Raw genomic sequence first — 19,079 nt, 5'->3', positions numbered from 1 at the left:
GTGGACGCGCCGTCGGCTTCCCACATGTCCCTCGGGAGTCGGTTCCTGAGTTGCTCCCACCCCGGCCGGGGTCAGTCCGCCTGCTCGTCCTCGTCGTCGTCCTCGAACATCGAGATCAGCTCCTCGGCCGTCCCGGCGACGTGGAGCGGCACCACGGCCACCGTCCACGCCGGCCGCCGGTCATCCAGCTCGACGGCGAGCTCCCACGCTGCGCGGGCGCTCAGCGGGCCGAAGCACGCGTCGTCTCCGTCGTCGTCGGCCTGGACCTCGACCAGCCACGTGTCAGACAGATCGGCGACGAGTTCGTCGAACTCGGGCTCCGACCCGTCCTCCGCCTCGGGAGCGTCGGCCCGCACGGGGTAGATGAGCGCCATGCGTGCACGCTAGGGCCCCGCGCCGGCATTCGGCGACCGATTCAGCCACGATCAGCCGCCGTGTCAGTGCCGCCCTCAGGACAGTGGCTGCCTGAGTCGTCGAGGTCGCTACGACCCACGTCGGCCGGACGGACTCCGCAGCCTCCAGACGACGTGGAGGCCCGGCTCTTCGGGACGCTGCCCGACGAGACGTGGGTCCACCCGGGGCACGGCAAGGACACCACCATCGGCGCCGAGCGCCCGCACCTCGCCGAGTGGCGCGAACGCGGCTGGCGACCCCGGAGGCCGCTCACCGCACCGGTGCCCGAGGAGTGCAGGCGTCGAGCACCCCGCGGACGAAGGCGGCCTTGCGGCGGGCGTGGCCGGGGAGGTCGTCGGGCCCCGGCTGACCGCCCAGAGCCTCGTTCAGGGGCAGCGACGTGAGCGGGTAGCGCAGCAGGGCGCAGGTGCGCACCACCCGGTCCACCGCTCCCGCCGGCTGCGGCAGGCCGTCCAGCGCCAGCCCCTCCTCGAACGCGGGGACCGCGACGGCGAGCCGGTCGCCGAGGTCGTCGGGCGGTGCGGTGCCGTTCTCCGCCGGCCCGAAGACCAGAGGCACGAGGTCCCACCCCACGGGCCCGGGTGAGGCGGTGCCCCAGTCGATGAGCACGAAGGTCCCGGGATCGTCGCGCGGACGGAGCAGGTTCATCGGTGTCGGGTCGCCGTGCGTGTCCAGCCACCCAGCGACGTCCAGGGAGTCGAGCATCCCCTCGACCTGGTCGGCGAGGCCGAGCAGCTCGTCGCGGAGCGCGGCCACCTCCCGCTGGGCGAAGGCGGGGTGCGCCCAGAGGTGCTCGTCGCGCAGCGCCGGGACCGCCCAGGAGCGGAGCCCGTTCCGCACGAAGTGCTCCAGGAAGGTCAGGCCGGCCGGGACGGCGGCGAGCCGCTGGTCGGCACGGCGCGCTGTCAACCGGCCCAGCCCGGTGGCCGCACGGACCAGGTCAGCACTGCTCCACGGTCCCTCGGTCGGGTCGACGTCCTCCAGCCAGAGGTCGATCTGGTCGTCGGGCCGCTCGAGGGCCGCGTAGAGCCGGGGCAGCCGCAGGCCTGGGGGCATGCGCTGCGCGGTGCCCCCGGTGTAGACCTCGGCCTCGAGCCGCCAGGGGATCGCGGCGTCGATCACCTCCCGGGCCTCGAGCGGTATGTGCGCCGGGAGGCCGCGCATGGCCCGCTGCAGGACCTTGACGACGAGCCGCACCTCGACCGGGGCGCTGTCGTGCGCGCTCACGTGCACCCGGTCCAGGGATCCGGTGGTCGGCGCGGTGATCCGGTGCGCGATCGGCGTTCGGACGACGTCGTCGACGACGAGCCCCGGCCGCCCCAGGGCCCGGCGCAGGACGTCCTCCAGTTCGGTCACCGTCGTGCAGCCGGGTAGGTCCTCCGGGGTGGTGACGGCCATGGCGCCGTGTCCTCTCGACCTTCTGCCGACCCACTACAGTCAAGCAGGTTGACGATGATGGGAATGGTGAAGCACCTTGACCGATGCTGTCAACGGGCGGTCCGTGGTCCTGCCGACGTTGTTCGAGGTGGCGCTCCGCTCGCTGCGCGAGGGGCTCTTGGAGCTCAGCGCCACCCGCTTCCCGGGGCTGCGCACCCGGCACTACCGCCTGCTGGGGTTCATCCCCGACGGCGGGATCCGGCCGGCCCGGATGGTGGAGCTCAGCGGGCTGAGCAAGCAGGCTCTGTTCCAGGCCCTGGCTCCGCTGGAGGCCGGCCGCTACGTCGTCGTCGCTCCCGATCCCGACGACCGCCGGGCGCGTGTCGTGCGGCTCAGCGACCGCGGGCACGAGGTGATCGCGGCACTGCTGGAGATGCAGGCCCGCTACGAGCGGGAATGGGCGGCCGAGGTCGGGGCCGAGCGGTGGGCCGCGACCCGGGACGTGCTCGTCCAGCTCTTCGCCGACTGATCAGCACGCCGCGGGGTCCGGGGCCACGGCGTGGCCGCGGTCCCGTGCAGCGGGTCGGCATGGTCGGTACGGGTCCGTTCTTGTGCATCACCCCGCACGCCTCTCGGAGGGACGAGACGGACGGTCCACGTCGGCTCCGCGAGCGGAGCCGACCACCTCGGTTGACTGCTCTGAACCGACGACGTCCGCTGTCCGCGGCGCCGTCCGCGCCTGCCTGATCGTGCGGTCAGGCGACAGGTCGCTCGAAGGTCACCAGCACGCCTTCCACGCCACCTGGTCCGATCCGGCCCTTCACCTCGACGGAGGTGATCGCCTTGAGCTGCCATCCCTCACGCGCATGCGAGTTGAGCACCTTCTCGAGCTTGTCGCCGGACATCTTGCCGCCGATCATGCCCTCGCGGATCTCCTCGACCTTGTACTCGTAACGCCCAGCCATCGACTGCTCCTCTCGTCGGTTCCTCGAGGAGCCAGCCTGTCGGGCCGGACGACCGGTGTCCACGTCGGTCGACGTCAGAGCAGCCCTGCTCCGCACGCGGGGCCGACGACCTGGGTGGTCGCGTCGACCGCCTCGCCGACCGATCACTCGGGCTCGGCGACGTACATCGTGTTCCCGTCGAGGTCCCAGAACTCGAACATCAACGGTGCCGTGGGCCAGTCGAGGAGGTCACCGACCCGCAGTCCGAGGTCGACGAGGCGGGCGCGGGCGGCGCGGGCATCAGGGGTGACGAAGCGGATGCCGGTGTCGATGCCGGTGGGCAGTGCGTCGGTGGTGGCGATCACGCTGAGCGTGGCGCCTCCACCGGGTGGGGCCATGTCGATCCAGCGGAAGTCGACGGCGACGTCGGCGTCGAATGTCGTCTCGAGTCCGAGTGCCTCGAAGAGCCGCTTGGTGGCGTCCTGGTCAGACACGGGGACGGCGACGGTCGAGATCCCGGTGAGCGTGGCTTCCTGTGTGGTCATGACAGATGGACCACCGGGACGCCCGGGACTCATCGGCACCTGGCAAGGGACCGCCGCTAGAACGGCGGCGGGTCGTCGGGGTCCGGCGGGGAGCCGGCGCCGGTGATGGCCGGCAGGCGTGTCCCCGGCGGCCGGGTGGTCCGGGTGACTCCCGACGGCGTGGTCACCGTCAGGGTGCCGTCGCCGGACATGGTGAACCGCCAGCCGGGAGCGTGGGTCTTCAGCCGATGGTGCCGGCGGCAGAGGCAGCAGAGGTTGGCGCAGTCGGTGCGGCCCCCGTCGCGGTGGGCGGTGACGTGGTCGGCGTCGGTCCGCGCGGCGGGGCGGCGGCAGCCGGGATGCCGGCAGGTCCGGTCCCGGGCCCGGATGAACCGGCGCTGGGCGGGCGTGGGGACGTAGCGGTCCACCGGTGCAGGCCGGTCCAGCACCGCGCAGCCGCAGGACCCGGCGGGATGGCCGGGGCAGCCCCGGCGGGCCAGCCTGGCCAGCTCCCGGGGGGAGACGGTGGCCCGCAGGGCGCCGGTGGCCGGGTCGGTCAGGGCGACGTCCAGGCTGCCGCCGGCCGGTGCCTGCAGCCCACCCGGGCAGACCGCCTGCAGCTGGGCGAGCAGGTCCCGCAGCTGCCCGGCGGTGATCGGAGCCCCGTCGACCGTGGCCGCATCGGCGTCGGTCGGCCTGCCGGCCGCTTCCGGAGCAGGCCGGCCCGGCGTCGGCAGCGGGGCCAGCACGGTCAGGTGCGCTGTGACCGGCGGTCGGCTGGTGTCCCAGGGGCGCAGCACCAGGTCGGCGAGCACCAGTGACCGCAGCTGCCCGATCGGCCGGACGTCACCGTCGGCCTTCAGCAGCCGGGCGTAGCCGTCCACGGCGTCCCGGCACGCCGCCGCCACCGGCGAGGACAGATCCGTGACCAGCTGCGCCATGCCGTCCGCGGCGGCCCGCACCGTCACGTCCGCGCACCGCTCGGCCCGCTTGCGCCGGCGGTCGGCCGCCGCCTCGTCCAGCGCGATCAGCGCCGCCGCGGTCCGCTCCCGCAGGCGCACCGGCGGCTCCCCTGCCACCGCCCAGCCGATCGCCTGCGCCTCCACCGCGGTCACCACAGCCGGGTCCACCGGCCCGCCCGCCGACGTGGACTGCCCGGCCAGCGCGCGCACGATCGCGGTGGCCCGCGCTGGGTCGACCAGCCCGTCAGCCAGCGCACCCCACGTCGCGGGGAGCTCCCGGACCAGTGCCAGTGACCGCTCCGCCAGACCCACCGCCGCCGCCTGCGAGGTCCGCATGACCGTCGCCAGCTCGTCGGCGAAGAACTCGCTCACCCCGGCCGCCCGCACCCCGTCGGGCACCCAGCCGTCCACCCCGTGCCCCGGCCGGTCGGCGGTCAGGTCCGTCTCCGCCGGCCGGCGGGCCGCCAGCTCGGCCACCACGCCGGCCTCGTAGGCCGCCAGCTGCGCCCGCAGGTCCGCGATCGAACCCAGCTCGCGCACCAGGCCCCGGTCGGATGCCCTCGCCGGGTCGAGCACCTCCACCAGTCGCGACCGCCGACGCACCACGCCCGCCGGAACGGGGTCCCAGTCGTCGGGGAGGGCCGACACCACAGGTGACACCGTCACCGCCACCCGGTACCCGTCGGCCTCGAACACACCCTCAAGCTAGCCGGGGGGTACGACAGTTCCCGCTGGTCAGCCGGGGGTCTTCCGCGCCGTTCGGGGTTCGCGGTACGCGCTCGTCACCGGCACCCCGCGGTTGCCCAGCGGTTGGTCGGCGGCTGGTCAGCCGGGGGTCAGGTGCTCAGAGCTGCACGCCGCGGGTGAGGGCGCCGTCCACCACGAGGTTGGTGCCGGTGGTGAAGCTGGACACCGGGCTGGACAGGAACACCACGGCCCGGGCCATCTCCTCCGCCGTCCCCATCCGTCCGGTCGGGTTGAGGCCGAGCGCCATGGAGAACAGCTCCGGGTTGCCCTGCTCGATGCCCTCCCAGAAGCCGCCCGGGAAGTACGTGTTGCCCGGCGACACGACGTTCGCCCGCACCCCGCGGCCGGCCAGCTGCAGCGCCAGTCCGGACACGTAGCCGACGAGGGCCGTCTTCATGGTCCCGTAGGGCCCCGCCGCGAAGTCCGCCTCCCGACCGGAGACGCTGGAGACCGCCACGATCGACCCGTTGTCGCTGGCCTCCAGGTGCGGCAGCGCGGCGGTCACCATCCGCACCGCCCCCATCAGGTCGACCTCGAAGGAGGCGTACCAGTCGGCCTCGGTCTGCCCGGTCGCCAGCGCACTGACGTTGGAGACGACGGCGTCGATGCCGCCCAGCCGCTCCCCCGCCTCCCCGACCCAGGCGATCAGCCCCGGGCCGTCCGCCACGTCGACGACCGACCCGTGCACGGCACCCGGCCCCGAGGACAGCGCCTGCTCGGTCTCGGCGATCTCGTCGGGCTTGCGCGCGCAGAACTCCACGTGCGCGCCCTCGGCGGCGAACGCCTCGACGATCGCCCGGCCGATGCCGCGCGTCCCCCCGGTCACGAGCACGCGGGAGCCGGTCAGCTGCAGGTCCACGGTGGTTCCTTCCGGTCAGGGGTCCAGTCAGGGGTCAGCGGAGGGTCGCGGCCCGGCGCCGCAGGTCGTCGTGCAGTCCGCCGTACGCCGACGCGGCCGGCAGCAGCGCCTTGCGGGCCTTGAGGACGGCGGAGTAGTTGGCGTCGACCACGTTCGCGATCGGCGCCTCGGAGATCTGGGACAGCAGCTGGTAGGCGTCCATCGCGTGCAGCCCGTACAGCTCCTGGAACCAGCGCACCAGCTGGGTCTGGCCGATCCGCCAGGCGTCCTCCAGCGGCCGGCTGGACCCGACGGTCATCCAGTGCGTGTCGTCCTCGATCCGGGGCCAGGCCGGCCCGCCGGCGGACTCCGCGCCCTTGACCAGCTCCACGATGACCGTCGTCGTCATGGCGCCCTCGACCGCCGTCCCGCAGGCCTCCCCCTCGCCCTGCCGGTAGTGGCCGTCACCGAGGGAGAACAGCGCACCCTCGACGTTGACCCGCAGGTAGCAGGTGGACCCGGGCCGCATCTGCGGGGTGTCCATGTTGCCGCCGAAGGCGTCGGGCACCAGGGAGCTGCGCACCTCGTTGCCGGCCGGGGCGACGCCGACCGTGCCGAGCATCGGCTCGACCGGCAGCTCGACGCTCAGCTCGCTGTGCCGGGCGACGAAGGTGACGGTGTTGGCGGAACGGTCCAGCTCGTAGATCCACGTGGTGTCCGGCAGCGGCTCCTGCAGCGTCGACGTCCGCTCGGTGCTGGTCAGCCCGCCGAAGAACGGGATCACCGCCGACGCCCCCCAGTCGCGGGCCGGCTCCATCGCCACAAAGTGCAGGGCCAGCGTGTCGCCCGGTTCGGCGCCCTCGACGTAGAAGGGCCCGGTCTGCGGGTTGACGTACCGCAGGTCGACCTTCTCGCTGGACAGGTCGGTCGCCGAGCGCAGCGCGCCGGAGAACGCGTCGTCGGACCAGAGCCGCAACGCGGTCCCCGGGCTGACCTTGCGCAACGGGGCGACACCGCCGAACGTGAACGCGTACTGCTCGAAGCTCGGCGTGATCTCGACGACGTCCATGGCCGCACCCTAGGGCCGGACGCACGGGACGATCCAGGTCAGGAACGCAGCCGGACCCGGTCCGGGGTCAGCTCGGCCACCGAGGGGACGCCGAGCAGCTGCAGGGTGCGCGCCACCTCGCCGGTCAGCAGGTCGACGGCGCGCTGGACGCCGCGCTCCCCGCCGGCCATCAGGCCGTAGAGGTACGCCCGGCCGACCAGCACCGCCTGCGCCCCGGCGGCCACGGCGGCCACCACGTCGGCGCCGTTGAGCACGCCGCCGTCCAGGTACACCTCGGCGCGCCCGTCCACCGCCCGGACGACGTGCGGCAGCTCCTCCAGCGGGGTCGGCGCCCGGTCCAGCTGGCGGCCGCCGTGGTTGGAGACGACGACGGCGTCCACGCCCTCGTCGACCACCGCGCGGGCGTCGTCCGCGGTCTGCACGCCCTTCACCACGAGCTTGCCGGGCCAGGCAGCGCGCAGGTCCCGCAGGTCGCTGAGCGTGGCGGCGGGCTCGAAGACCCGGTCCGCCAGCTCGGCCACGGTGCCGCCCCAGGAGTGCAGCGAGGCGAACGTCAGCGGCTCGGTGGTGAGCAGGTCGATCCACCAGCGCGGGTGCACCGCGGCGTTGGCCATCGTCCGCAGCGACAGCGCGGGCGGGATGGTGAGGCCGTTGTGCACGTCCCGCAGCCGGGGACCGGCCACCGGGGTGTCCACGGTCAGCACCAGCGCCTCGTAGCCGGCGGCCTCGGCCCGCCGGACCAGGTCCTTGCTGGCCTGCCGGTCCCGCCACAGGTACAGCTGAAACCACCGGCGGACGTCGGGCGCCGCCGCGGCCAGGTCCTCCAGCGACGTCGTCCCCATGGTCGACAGCCCGTACGGCAGACCGGCCCGCTGGGCGACCCGGGCGACCGCCGGCTCCCCGGCGGTGTGCATCAGCCGGGTGAAGCCGGTCGGCGCGAGCACGAACGGGACGGCGGACCGGGCGCCCAGCACGGTGGTCGAGGTGTCCACGACGGAGACGTCCCGCAGCACGCTGGGCCGGAACTCGACCCGCTCGAACGCCTCCCGGGACCGGCGGAGGCTGATCTCCGCGCCGGCCGCGCCGTCGGTGTAGTCGAACACCGCCCGCGGCACCGTGCGGCGGGCCAGCTCGCGGAGGTCGGCGATGGTGGCCGCCCGGGCCAGCCGCCGGTCGGTCGCATCGCCCGGCAGCAACCGGGGGCGGACCACCTGGGACACCTCGGACCAGCGCGGTACCCGTCGCGTGACCACGCGGCTCCTTCCGTCGAGAGACCGTCGACTCACCCTGCCATGCGGGCCGGCCGGCGGCTCAGTACCCGGGGTCGAGGTACAGCAGCGCGTAGGCGGCCAGCCAGTGTTCGACCATGTAGTCGCTGCCGCTCACGTGCGGCAGCGCGGCCGCGGCGTGCTCGGCCGCGGCGGCGTGCAGCCCCGGCCCGCGGGGATCGCCGGCGGGCAGCACGCCGGCCAGCCGGCGCATCGCCCACGCCCGGCTCAGGTTGAGCCCGTGCAGGTGGGCGGTCTGCCCGTCGCTCGGGTCGCTGACCTGCGCCGGGGTGAACAGCGGCCCGGCCCCGGGGAGGAACGCCGACAGCCACGGCCCGAACTCCGCCGGGGGCAGCACCTCGGCCATCAGCAGCGCCTCGGTGAGCACCGGGGACAGGAAGTCCGACCCGGACGGCTCCCAGCGGACCGGGGCGTCGGCGTCGTCAGCGAACCAGCGCAGCGCGGCTCCGGTCAGCGCCTGCAGCGCGGCCGGGTCGGCCGCGCGCCGGGCCGCGGGCAGCGACATCAGCAGCCCGAAGGCGCTGTTGGGGTGCAGCCCGGACCGCACCGGGTAGGTCGCCCGCGGCAGCCAGCCGACCAGCGCGTCCAGGAAGTGCTCCGCCAGCGGGCGCAACGCGGCGGCCCACCGGCCGGCGTCCGGGTCGCCGTCGGCGGCCCAGGACCCGGCCTCCTCGGCCAGGGTCAGCGCCCAGGCCCAGCCGTAGGGCCGTTCCCATCCCGGTGCCGAGCGCGCGAAGGCCACCTCGGCCGCGATCGCCGGCGGGGTCAGGTGCTCGTCGAGCACCGTCCGGACGGCGTCGGCCGGCACCGCCCCCGGAGCCACCCGCAGCAGCCGGAGCAGCACCCAGTGCATCTCGACCGCCGAGTGCCAGTCGTAGCTGCCGTAGAAGGCCGGGTGCCGGTCGCGGGGACGGTGCGGCGCGTCGCCGGGCCGGGTGTACTCGACCCGCAGCCCGTTGGGGAACTCCTCCCGCACCGTCCGCAGCGCGGTCGCGGCCAGCTCGGGAGCGGCGGCGAGCAGGTCCGGCGCCGGGGTCACAGCCGGGTGGCCGGCACGGTCAGCACCTCCGGGCGCCGTCCCGACGCCTCGCCGTCCACGGCCGCCCCGGGGACCTGCGCCGACGCGCCGTCCTCCCCGGCCGCCGGTCCGGCGGTCAGCTGGGCCGGCTCCGAGCCGGTCGGCAGCCACCGGGCCCACCAGCGCAGCACGTGCTCCAGCCGGGCCAGCCGGTGCTTCGGCCGGCCGGAGCGGGACAGCTCGTGGCCCTCGCCGGGGAACAGCAGCAGCTCGGTCGGGACCCCGCGGCGCTTGAGCTCCACGTACAGCCGGGTGCCCTGCTCGAGCGGGCAGCGCCAGTCCTCCTCCGAGTGGACGACGAACGTCGGGGTCGTGATCCGGTGCGCCCCGGCCAGCGCCGACTGGGCCGCGACCCGCTCCGGGTCGGTGCCCAGGTACTGGTCGGGGAAGAAGAACCCGATGTCGGAGGAGCCGACGAAGCTGACCGGGTCGTTGAAGGCGCGCTCGCTGATCGCGGCGGTGAACCGGTCGGTGCGGCCGATCAGCAGGGTGGTCATGTAGCCGCCGTAGGAGCCGCCCATCAGGCCGACGCGGGAGGCGTCCAGGGCGGGGTCGGTGAGCGCGTCGTCCAGGAAGGCCAGGACGTCGTCGGCGTCGACCGTGCCCATCCGCTCCTTGATGACCCGCCCGTGGGCCTGCCCGTAGCCCGAGGAGCCGCGCGGGTTGCACTGCAGCACCGCGTAGCCCGCCCCGACGTAGGCCTGGGTCTCGTCGAACAGCGTCCAGCCGTACTGGGCGAACGGCCCGCCGTGCACGGTGAGCAGCACCGGGTGCGGACCGGGGCCGGGCGGCGTGGTCAGCCAGCCGTGCACCGGGTAGCCGTCCGGGGCGGTCGCCGTCCGCTCCCGCATCCGGTGCAGCCGGCCGGTGGCCTGCAGGGGGGCGCCGAACCCGGTGAGCAGCCGGCGGCGGCCGGGGGTGATCGCGATCAGCTCGCCGGCGGAGCGGTCGTGCGCAACGGTGGCCACGACGACGCCGCCGCCGACGCCGATGCCGCGCACGGTGAACGGCCCCTCGACCAGCGCCTCGGGGTCGCCGCCGTCCAGCGGCACCCGGAGCAGCTCCACCGCGCCGCGCCGCTGGATGCCGAGGAACGCCGCCCCGTCGGCGAGGACGGTCCCCGGGGTCTCGTCGCCCCGGTCGTGCTCCTCGGGGTCGAGCAGCGGCTCGGGGTCGCCGCCGGACACCGGCACCCGGCACAGCGTGGAGTTGCGGGCGACGAAGTCCAGGCCGTCCGGGCCGAGGTCCGGCTGGGCGGTGAGGTAGAGCGTCGCCCCGTCCGGCGCGTACGCCGGCTGCGCGCAGCCGGACCGGCCCGAGGTCACCCGGCGCAGCCCGGAGCCGTCGGCGCGGACCACGTAGACGTCGCTGACCAGGTCGGCGTCGGCCTGCGCGTGCCGGGCGGAGACGAACGCCAGCTCGGACCCGTCCGGGCTCCAGGTGACGTCGGTGTCGTCGACGTCCCCGTCGGTGACCTGCACCGGCTCGGGCAGCGGGACGGCGTCGTCCGCGGTCTCCGCGGGCAGGTCGACGACGAAGACGTGGCCGCGCCGGTCGGTGCTGAACCCCAGGTCGTCGGCCCGGTACTTCAGCGTGGTGATCAGCCGGGGCGGCTCCGCGGCGGGCGGGACGTCCTCGTCGGTGCCGTAGCGGCCGGGCTCGGGCACCCGGGCGGTGTAGGCCAGCCGGCGGGAGTCCGGCGACCACACCGGCGCGCCGGCGCCCAGGTGGTGGTCGGTCAGCCGGCGCGGCTGCCCGCCCCCGACCGCCAGCACGTGCACCTGCGGGCGGCCCTTGGGCTCGGCGGACAGGTAGGCCAGCCAGCGGCCGTCCGGGGAGAAGGCGGGCGCGCTGTCGGCGTGCCCGTGGGTCAGCGGGGCCGCCGGCGCCGAGGCGTCGGTGGGCACCGTCCACAGCTGGCTGCGGTACTCGTCGGCGGTCAGGTCCAGCCGGGTGACGGCGACGACGGCGGTGCGCCCGTCCGGGGACACCGCCGGCACACCGGGGACGCGCAGCAGGGACAGGTCGGTCGGCCGCATGTGCGCACGTTAACGGGTGGCCGACTCCCGGCGGATCGCACGCAGCAGCCCCAGCGACCCGGCCAGCGGCAGCAGCGCCAGCAGCAGCAGGCTGCGGTCCAGCCCCAGCAGCTCCCCCGCGCCGCCGACGACGGCCGACCCCACGCCGCCGCCGACCATGAAGACAAGCGTGGCGATGCCCAGCGCGACGCCGCGGACGTCGGCCGGGACGGCTCCGCCGACCGCCGCCATCAGGGCCGGCTGCCCCAGGCCGAAGGCCAGCGTCACGAGCACGACGGCGCCCACGAGCAGCGGCGCCGACCCGGTGGCGGCGCCGCCGCCGGCGACCAGCAGGGCCACCGCGGCGGTCGCTCCCGAGCCGACGAGCGACCGGTCCGGGCCCAGCCGGGCGAGCAGCGGACCGGCCAGCCGCGGCGCGAGGAACCCGGTGACGGCGCTGGGCACCAGCGCGAAGCCGATGTGCAGCGGCGTCCAGCCCCCGGCGGCGAGCACCGCGGGGACGGCGATGAGCAGCGCGAACCACGCCGCCGGCACGGCCGAGGCGGCCAGTGCGCTGCGGACGACGACCGGCTCGCGGACGACGGCCCGCGGCAGGAAGCCCTCGGGACGCCGGCGCACCCGGGCGGCGACCGCCGGCACGCCCAGCCCCAGCAGGGCGGCGCCCACGGTGGCGATGACCACGCCCGACGCAGGGGACTGCACGAGCAGCACCAGCCCGGCGGCGGTGCCGGCGACGAGGACCGCGCCGAGCACGTCCAGCCGGGCGCCGGTGCCCTCGTTCGGGATCGCCCGCCAGAGCACCGGGACCATCAGCAGGCCCAGCGCCGGCAGCGCGATCACCGCCCGCCAGCCGGCCAGGTCCTCGACCACGCCGCCGGCCAGCGGCCCGAGCGCGCTCACCGCGGCCGCGGTGCCGGCGACCCGGCCGAGGGCGGCCGCCCGCACCTCGCCGTCGTACTTGGCGCTGACGATCGCCATGCCCAGCACCGGGACGGCGGCGGCGCCCAGGCCCTGCAGCAGGCGGGCGCCGAGCAGCACCGGGTAGCCGGGGGCCAGCCCGCCGAGCACCGCCCCGGCGGTCATCAGCGCCACCCCGACGACCAGCGGCACCCGGATGCCGGCCAGGTCGGCCACCCGCCCGTAGACCGCCGTGGCCACCGCGAGCATCAGGGCGTAGAGGCTGATCACCCAGGAGACCCCGCCGGTGCTCAGGTCGAGGTCCGCGGCGATCGCCGGCAGCGTCACGGCGACGGCCGCGGAGCCCATGCCGGCGAGGCCGAAGAGCAGTCCGACGAGCGCAGCGATCCGGCCGGCGTCCGTCGATGAGCCCATGACCGAGCGCCAACTCCGCATCGATGCCGGGTGTTCCCGCGGGCGGTCGTGAGAGCCGCTAAGGGCTAGGGTCTGGGCCCATGACCCGACGCGTCTTCACCGGTGGCCAGGTCCTCGACGGCACGGGCAGCCCGGCGGCGGCCGCCGACGTCCTGGTGGAGGACGGCCGCGTCCTCGAGGTCGGGTCGGGGCTGTCCGGCGACGAGGTGGTCGACTGCAGCGGCGCCACCGTGCTGCCGGGGCTGTTCGACGCCCACGTGCACGTGATGGTCAGCGGCGTGGACACGCTGCGGCACCTGCAGACGCCGTTCAGCTACAGCTTCTTCGAGGCGGTGCACAACCTGCGGCGCACGCTCGTCCAGGGCATCACCTCGGTGCGGGACGCGGGCGGCGCCGACCTGGGTGTCGCGCAGGCGGTCCGCGACGGGCTGATCGCCGGGCCGCGGATGCAGATCGCCATCAGCATGCTGTCCCAGACCGGCGGGCACGGCGACGGCTGGCACGTCTGCGGCGCGGAGCTGCCACTGATGGGGCCGCACCCGGGCCGGCCGGCGACCGTGGTGGACGGCCCCGACGAGATGCGCCGCACCGTGCGCGAGCTGCTGCGGGCGGGCGCCGACGTGCTGAAGGTGGCCACCAGCGGCGGCGTGCTGTCCGCCCGCGACGACCCGCGGCACCCGCACTTCCGGCCGGCGGAGCTGGCGGTGCTGGTCGAGGAGGCCGAGGCCGCCGGCGTCGCGGTGATGGCGCACGCCCAGGGCGCCGAGGGGATCAAGGCCGCCGTCCGGGCCGGCATCCGCTCCATCGAGCACGGCATCTACCTCGACGACGAGGCCGTCGAGCTGATGCTGGAGCACGGCGCCTGGCTGGTGCCGACGCTGGCCGCGCCGCGGGCGGTGCTGACCGCCGTCGCCGCCGGTGCGTCGCTGCCCAGCTCGGTGATCGAGAAGGCGCGCACCGTGCGGGCGGCCCACGACGAGTCCATCTCGCGTGCCGTCGCCGCGGGCGTGAAGATCGCGATGGGCACCGATGCCGGCGTCGGGCCGCACGGTGACAGCCTCGTCGAGCTGGGCCTGATGGCCGACTGCGGGATGACCCCGGAGCAGGCGTGGCACGCGACCACGCTGTCGGCCGCGCAGCTGCTCGGCGTCGACACGGAGCTGGGCAGCCTCGAGCCGGGCAAGCGGGCGGACGTCGTCGTCCTGGACGGCGACGCCCGGGACCTCACCGGGCTCGCCGGCCGGGTGCGTCAGGTGTGGCGGGACGGCGAGCTGGTGGCCGAGGGCGGCGCCGTCGTCGAGCGCGGGATCGTCCCGCAGCGCTGACCCCGGGAGCCCCGGTGCCGCTGGGGCACCGGAGCCCCCGGGGCGCTCGGCGCCTGCGGCGGTCGTCGCTCAGCGGCGCTGGTGGTCCTCGCCGGCAGCGGCCTGGGCGCGCTGCTCGTCCTCCTCGACGGCCGACGGCCGGCCCGGCTCACCGGTGTCGGTGGCCTGCGGGTCGACGGCGGCACCCTCGGCGTCCATGAGCTGACCGCGCGTCTTGATCAGGCTGGCGACGGTGGCGATGACCAGGACGCCCAGGATGATCGACAGCGACAGCCAGATCGGGATCTCGGGCACGGACTCGATGTGCTCACCGCCGTTGATGAACGGCAGCTCGTTGGTGTGCAGCGCCTCCATGACCAGCTTGACGCCGATGAAGGCCAGGATGACGGCGAGGCCGAGCGACAGGTAGATCAGCCGCTTGAGCAGGCCGCCGAGCAGGAAGTAGAGCTGCCGCAGGCCCATCAGCGCGAAGATGTTCGCGGTGAAGACGATGAACGGCTCGCGGGTGAGGCCGAAGATCGCCGGGATGCTGTCCAGCGCGAAGATCAGGTCGGTGGTCCCGAGGGCGAGGATCACCACGATCATCGGCGTCCAGACCTTCTTGCCGTTCTCCGTCGTGCGGAGGTGCGCCCCGTGGTAGTCCTGGGAGATCGGCAGCACCTTGCGCATCCGGCGGATGAACGCGTTCTCCTCGTACTCCTCGTCCTCGTCCCGGTGCCGGACCAGGTTGATGGCGGTGTACACGAGGAACGCACCGAAGATGTAGAACACCCAGGTGTAGCGCTCGATGACCGCGGCGCCGAGCAGGATGAAGATGCCGCGCAGCACCAGGGCGATGATGATCCCGATCATCAGCGCTTCCTGCTGCAGCTTCCGGGGCACGCCGAAGCGGGCCATGATGATCACGAAGACGAACAGGTTGTCCACCGAGAGCGAGTACTCGGTGAGCCAGCCTGCGTAGAACTCGGTGGCGAACTGCCCGTTCGTCACCGCGAGGATCACCACGCCGAAGATCAGCGCGAGGGCCACGTAGAAGGCGACCCAGAGGCCCGCCTCCTTCATGGAGGGCTCGTGCGGGCGGCGGACGACGATGGCGAGGTCGGCGAGCAGCAGGACCGTCAGGCCCACGAACGTCGCGATCTCGAACCAGACGGGGAGCTCCACGGGGTTGGACTCTACGGGGACGGCGCCGGGTGCACCGCCCAACCACATGGACCCCGGCGGACGTCACACCCCCGCAGTCGCCACGGGCCGGGGACGTCGTCGACGTCCCCGGCCCGCCGGTGCGGAGCGGTCAGTCGGTGCGGCTGACGTCCGCCCGCCGCGCGCCGGAGCGGGCCGGCACGTCGCCGGGCATCGGCTGCGACGAGCCGTCCACGGTCACCGGCTGGGCGGACCCGTCGGTGGCCGGGCCGGCGGACGACAGGTCGGCGGGCGCGGTCTCGCGCGCCAGCCGGCGGGCCCGGGTCCGCTTGTCGTGCCGGAGGCTCGCCACGGTGGTGACCAGCAGCGTCACCAGGATCACGCCCAGGGACAACCAGGTGGGGATCTCCGGGATCAGGGTGACGTGCTCGCCGCCGTTGACGAAGGGCAGCTCGTTGGTGTGCAGCGCGTGGATGACCAGCTTGGCGCCGATGAAGGCGAGGATCACGGCCAGGCCGTAGGCCAGGTAGACGAGCCGGTCGAGCAGGCCGTCGATGAGGAAGAACAGCTGGCGCAGACCCAGCAGCGAGAAGGCGTTGGCGGCGAAGACCAGGTACGTCTCCTGGGTGAGGCCGAAGATCGCCGGGATCGAGTCGACGGCGAAGATGATGTCGGCGCTGCCGATGGCGATCAGCGCGATGGCCAGCGGGGTGATGAACCGCTTGCCCTGCAGGGTCACGGTCATCTTGTCGGAGTGGTACTCGTCCGTCGTCGGGAGGACCTTGCGGGTCAGCCGGAGGAGGGCGTTCTCCTTGTACTCCTCGTCGCTGCTGTGCCCCCCGCTCTTCGCCTGGACGTAGGCGGTGTAGATCAGGATGGCGCCGAAGAGGTAGAAGACCCAGCTGAAGTTCTCGATGGCGGCGGCGCCCACCAGGATGAAGACCGTGCGCAGCACCAGGGCGAACGTGATGCCGAAGAGCAGCACCTTCTGCTGCAGCTCCCGGGGCACCCCGAAGCTGGCCATGATCAGCACGAAGACGAACAGGTTGTCGACCGAGAGGCTCTTCTCGGTGATGTAGCCGGCGAAGTACTCCCCGCCGTACTGGGCGCCGGCGAAGACGAACACCAGGATGCCGAAGACGACGGCGATGCCGACGTAGACCGCCGACCAGGTGGCGGCCTCGCGGAGCGAGGGGGCGTGCGGTGTGCGCACGTGGCCGACGAAGTCGAAGGCGAGCATGCCGATGATCGCGGCGACGGTGATCGCCCAGACCCAGAACGGGACGTCCATGTAGTTCCTCCGGTTGACAGCAGGTGTCAGTACCGGAGGTCTCTCCCGTCGGCCACCAGCGGCCGACCGACAGCGCCGGAGGTCATCGGACCTCGTGTTGACGACGATGCCGCGGGGGATACTCCCCTCCACGAAACCCACCGCACAGGCGTCATCGCCGGAGCGCTGGTGGCTTCACAGGGGTAGACGTCCCAGCCCGCCGGTTTGTTCCCGGCTCCGGCGTCGACCGCACATCATCGGCAGGAGGAGGACCGCGCCCCCCTGAGCCCTCGCGCGCTCGCACCGGACCTCGGGGCGAGGCGGGCGAGGCCGGCGAGGGGCGGGGGCACGGTCAGGCCCCGTGCCGGGCCTCGCCGCGAGCTCGCGAGCGGTGGGGGGCACGAGGGTCCTTCAGGCGTGGGCGGCGTCCAGCTGGCGCAGCTCCTTCTTGAGCTCGGTGAGCTCGTCGCGCAACCGGGCGGCCACCTCGAACTGCAGCTCGCGGGCGGCGGCGAGCATCTGCTCGTTCATGGTGGCGATCATGTCGGCCAGCTCGTTGCGCGGCAGGCCCTGGACGTCGATCGCGCCGGCCTTCTTGGCCTTCGAGGACAGCCCCGGGACCGGCGCCTTGCCGCGGGACTGCTGCCGACCGGATCCACCGAGCAGCTCGGTCGCACCCTCCGCGTCCTCGGCGGCGGCGTAGATGCCGTCCAGGATGTCGACGATCTTCTTCCGCAGCGGCTGCGGGTCGACCCCGCGCTCCGTGTTGTAGGCGATCTGCTTCTCCCGCCGCCGGCTCGTCTCCTCGATCGCCTGGGCCATCGACGGGGTGATCTTGTCGGCGTACATGTGCACCTGGCCGGACACGTTGCGCGCCGCGCGGCCGATCGTCTGGATCAACGACGTCCCGGAACGGAGGAAGCCCTCCTTGTCCGCGTCGAGGATGGCCACCAGCGACACCTCGGGGAGGTCGAGCCCCTCCCGCAGCAGGTTGATCCCGACCAGCACGTCGTACTCGCCCTGCCGCAGCTCCCGGAGCAGCTCGACCCGGCGCAGTGTGTCGACCTCGGAGTGCAGGTAGCGGACCCGGATGCCCAGCTCGAGCAGGTAGTCGGTGAGGTCCTCGGACATCTTCTTGGTCAGCGTGGTGACCAGGACCCGTTCGTCCTTCTCGGTGCGCAGCCGAATCTCGTGCACCAGGTCGTCGATCTGGCCCTTGGTCGGCTTGACCACCACCTCGGGGTCGACCAGGCCGGTCGGCCGGATGACCTGCTCGACGAACTCGCCGCCGGTGCGTCCCAGCTCGTAGTGCCCCGGGGTGGCCGAGAGGTAGACGGTCTGACCGATGCGGTCGGTGAACTCCTCCCACTTCAGCGGGCGGTTGTCCATCGCCGAGGGCAGCCGGAACCCGTGGTCGACGAGGGTGCGCTTGCGGCTCATGTCGCCCTCGTACATGCCGCCGATCTGCGGCACGGTCACGTGCGACTCGTCGATGACCAGCAGGAAGTCGTCGGGGAAGTAGTCGATGAGACAGGCGCCGGCCGAGCCGGGGGCCCGGCCGTCGATGTGCCGCGAGTAGTTCTCGATGCCCGAGCAGAAACCGACCTGCCGCATCATCTCGATGTCGTAGGTGGTGCGCATGCGCAGCCGCTGGGACTCCAGCAGCTTGCCCTGGCGGTCCAGCTCGGCCAGCCGCTGCTCCAGCTCGGCCTCGATGGTGGCGATCGCCCGCTCCATCCGGTCGGGGCCGGCGACGTAGTGGGTGGCCGGGAAGACGAACAGCTCGTCGACCTCGCGGATCACCTCACCGGTGAGCGGGTGCAGGTAGTACAGCCGCTCGATCTCGTCGCCGAACATCTCGATCCGGCAGGCCAGCTCCTCGTAGACCGGGAAGACCTCGATCGTGTCGCCGCGGACCCGGAACGTGCCGCGGGTGAAGGAGAGGTCGTTGCGGGTGTACTGCTCGGTGACCAGGGTGCGCAGCAGGTCGTCGCGGTCCCGCTGCTCCCCCACCTTCACCTTGAGCGCGCGCTCCACGTACTCCTGCGGCGTCCCCAGGCCGTAGATGCACGAGACCGTGGACACCACGATGACGTCGCGCCGGGTGAGCAGGCTGTTGGTGGCCGAGTGGCGGAGCCGCTCGACCTCCTCGTTGATCGAGGAGTCCTTCTCGATGTAGGTGTCCGTCTGCGGGACGTAGGCCTCGGGCTGGTAGTAGTCGTAGTAGGAGACGAAGTACTCCACCGCGGCGTCGGGCAGCAGCTCCCGGAACTCGTTGGCCAGCTGGGCCGCCAGCGTCTTGTTCGGCGCCATCACCAGCGTCGGCCGCTGCACCTGCTCGATCAGCCAGGCCGTCGTCGCCGACTTCCCGGTGCCGGTGGCACCCAGCAGGACCGTGTCGGTCTCCCCGGCGTTGACCCGCTCGGCCAGCGCCTTGATCGCCGCCGGCTGGTCGCCGGAGGGCTGGAACTCGCTGACGACGCGGAAGCGCCCGCGGGTGGGGCGGATCTCCGTGGAGGTGGGCACGGGACGACGGTACGACGGGGCTACGACACAACGGCAGGATCGCGCCCCGGGAGGGCTCTGGTGACGCTGCTCCCACCTCGCCGGGACAGGTGTGCCCCCGCCGCGCAGGGGGCACTGGTCCAGCAGAGTTCCGCCCGCCGCGCCTGCGGCACGCTCCCCGGCCCCTGACGAGGGGCCGCCACTGCAGGAGGAAGACACCACC

Annotated in this window: 16 protein-coding genes; 2 read left to right on the top strand and 14 right to left on the bottom strand. The window is 73.8% G+C overall.

Going from position 1 to position 19,079, the window contains the following annotated elements:
• Positions 1 to 71: 71 nt before the first annotated feature.
• Positions 72 to 374 carry a hypothetical protein gene (locus ACWIX6_RS09360; RefSeq protein ID WP_448616571.1) on the bottom strand — a complete coding sequence of 101 codons (303 nt, stop codon included), beginning with the start codon at positions 372 to 374 and terminating at the stop codon, positions 72 to 74.
• A 289-nt stretch (positions 375 to 663) separates the two neighbouring features.
• Complete coding sequence (locus ACWIX6_RS09355) at positions 664 to 1,812, bottom strand: phosphotransferase (protein ID WP_448616570.1); 1,149 nt, start codon at positions 1,810 to 1,812, stop codon at positions 664 to 666.
• A gap of 76 nt (positions 1,813 to 1,888) precedes the next feature.
• Between ACWIX6_RS09355 and ACWIX6_RS09350 the strand changes: the two genes are divergently transcribed.
• Complete coding sequence (locus ACWIX6_RS09350) at positions 1,889 to 2,320, top strand: MarR family winged helix-turn-helix transcriptional regulator (RefSeq protein WP_448616569.1); 432 nt, start codon at positions 1,889 to 1,891, stop codon at positions 2,318 to 2,320.
• Between the two features lie 226 nt (positions 2,321 to 2,546).
• On the opposite strand, the gene ACWIX6_RS09345 is transcribed toward ACWIX6_RS09350, so the two are convergent.
• From ACWIX6_RS09345 to ACWIX6_RS09305, 9 genes are all read right to left on the bottom strand, one after another.
• A complete protein-coding gene (locus ACWIX6_RS09345; RefSeq protein ID WP_448616568.1) occupies positions 2,547 to 2,756 on the bottom strand; it encodes a DUF4177 domain-containing protein in 210 nt (69 codons plus the stop codon).
• Positions 2,757 to 2,899: 143 nt separating this feature from the next.
• Complete coding sequence (locus ACWIX6_RS09340; protein WP_448616567.1) at positions 2,900 to 3,280, bottom strand: VOC family protein; 381 nt, start codon at positions 3,278 to 3,280, stop codon at positions 2,900 to 2,902.
• Positions 3,281 to 3,336: 56 nt separating this feature from the next.
• Entirely contained in the window at positions 3,337 to 4,917 is a 1,581-nt protein-coding gene (locus ACWIX6_RS09335; protein ID WP_448616566.1) for an HNH endonuclease signature motif containing protein, read from the bottom strand.
• Between the two features lie 148 nt (positions 4,918 to 5,065).
• On the bottom strand, positions 5,066 to 5,827 hold the full coding sequence (locus tag ACWIX6_RS09330; RefSeq protein ID WP_448616565.1) for an SDR family NAD(P)-dependent oxidoreductase: 762 nt from the start codon (positions 5,825 to 5,827) through the stop codon (positions 5,066 to 5,068).
• Between the two features lie 34 nt (positions 5,828 to 5,861).
• Positions 5,862 to 6,875 carry an acetamidase/formamidase family protein gene (locus ACWIX6_RS09325; RefSeq protein ID WP_448616564.1) on the bottom strand — a complete coding sequence of 338 codons (1,014 nt, stop codon included), beginning with the start codon at positions 6,873 to 6,875 and terminating at the stop codon, positions 5,862 to 5,864.
• Between the two features lie 38 nt (positions 6,876 to 6,913).
• Positions 6,914 to 8,128 carry an alpha-hydroxy acid oxidase gene (locus ACWIX6_RS09320; protein WP_448616563.1) on the bottom strand — a complete coding sequence of 405 codons (1,215 nt, stop codon included), beginning with the start codon at positions 8,126 to 8,128 and terminating at the stop codon, positions 6,914 to 6,916.
• A 58-nt stretch (positions 8,129 to 8,186) separates the two neighbouring features.
• Positions 8,187 to 9,203, bottom strand: coding sequence for a DUF2891 domain-containing protein (locus ACWIX6_RS09315; RefSeq protein ID WP_448616562.1), 1,017 nt, complete (start codon positions 9,201 to 9,203; stop codon positions 8,187 to 8,189).
• The gene (locus ACWIX6_RS09310; protein ID WP_448616561.1) at positions 9,200 to 11,281 is read right to left on the bottom strand and encodes a prolyl oligopeptidase family serine peptidase; all 2,082 of its coding nucleotides are present in this window, start codon (positions 11,279 to 11,281) and stop codon (positions 9,200 to 9,202) included. Before ACWIX6_RS09310 ends, ACWIX6_RS09315 begins: the two co-directional genes overlap by 4 nt.
• Before the next feature lie 9 nt (positions 11,282 to 11,290).
• The gene (locus ACWIX6_RS09305) at positions 11,291 to 12,613 is read right to left on the bottom strand and encodes an MFS transporter (RefSeq protein ID WP_448616560.1); all 1,323 of its coding nucleotides are present in this window, start codon (positions 12,611 to 12,613) and stop codon (positions 11,291 to 11,293) included.
• An 80-nt stretch (positions 12,614 to 12,693) separates the two neighbouring features.
• Between ACWIX6_RS09305 and ACWIX6_RS09300 the strand changes: the two genes are divergently transcribed.
• On the top strand, positions 12,694 to 13,938 hold the full coding sequence (locus ACWIX6_RS09300; RefSeq protein ID WP_448616559.1) for an amidohydrolase family protein: 1,245 nt from the start codon (positions 12,694 to 12,696) through the stop codon (positions 13,936 to 13,938).
• Positions 13,939 to 14,007: 69 nt separating this feature from the next.
• On the opposite strand, the gene ACWIX6_RS09295 is transcribed toward ACWIX6_RS09300, so the two are convergent.
• From ACWIX6_RS09295 to uvrB, 3 genes are all read right to left on the bottom strand, one after another.
• On the bottom strand, positions 14,008 to 15,102 hold the full coding sequence (locus ACWIX6_RS09295) for a TerC family protein (RefSeq protein ID WP_448616558.1): 1,095 nt from the start codon (positions 15,100 to 15,102) through the stop codon (positions 14,008 to 14,010).
• A 130-nt stretch (positions 15,103 to 15,232) separates the two neighbouring features.
• Positions 15,233 to 16,372 carry a TerC family protein gene (locus ACWIX6_RS09290; RefSeq protein ID WP_448616557.1) on the bottom strand — a complete coding sequence of 380 codons (1,140 nt, stop codon included), beginning with the start codon at positions 16,370 to 16,372 and terminating at the stop codon, positions 15,233 to 15,235.
• A 390-nt stretch (positions 16,373 to 16,762) separates the two neighbouring features.
• Complete coding sequence (uvrB, locus tag ACWIX6_RS09285; RefSeq protein WP_448616556.1) at positions 16,763 to 18,877, bottom strand: excinuclease ABC subunit UvrB; 2,115 nt, start codon at positions 18,875 to 18,877, stop codon at positions 16,763 to 16,765.
• Positions 18,878 to 19,079: the final 202 nt, after the last annotated feature.

It is taken from the genome of Modestobacter sp. URMC 112 (genome assembly GCF_053502575.1).
This window is presented reverse-complemented; position numbering and strand designations above follow the sequence as displayed.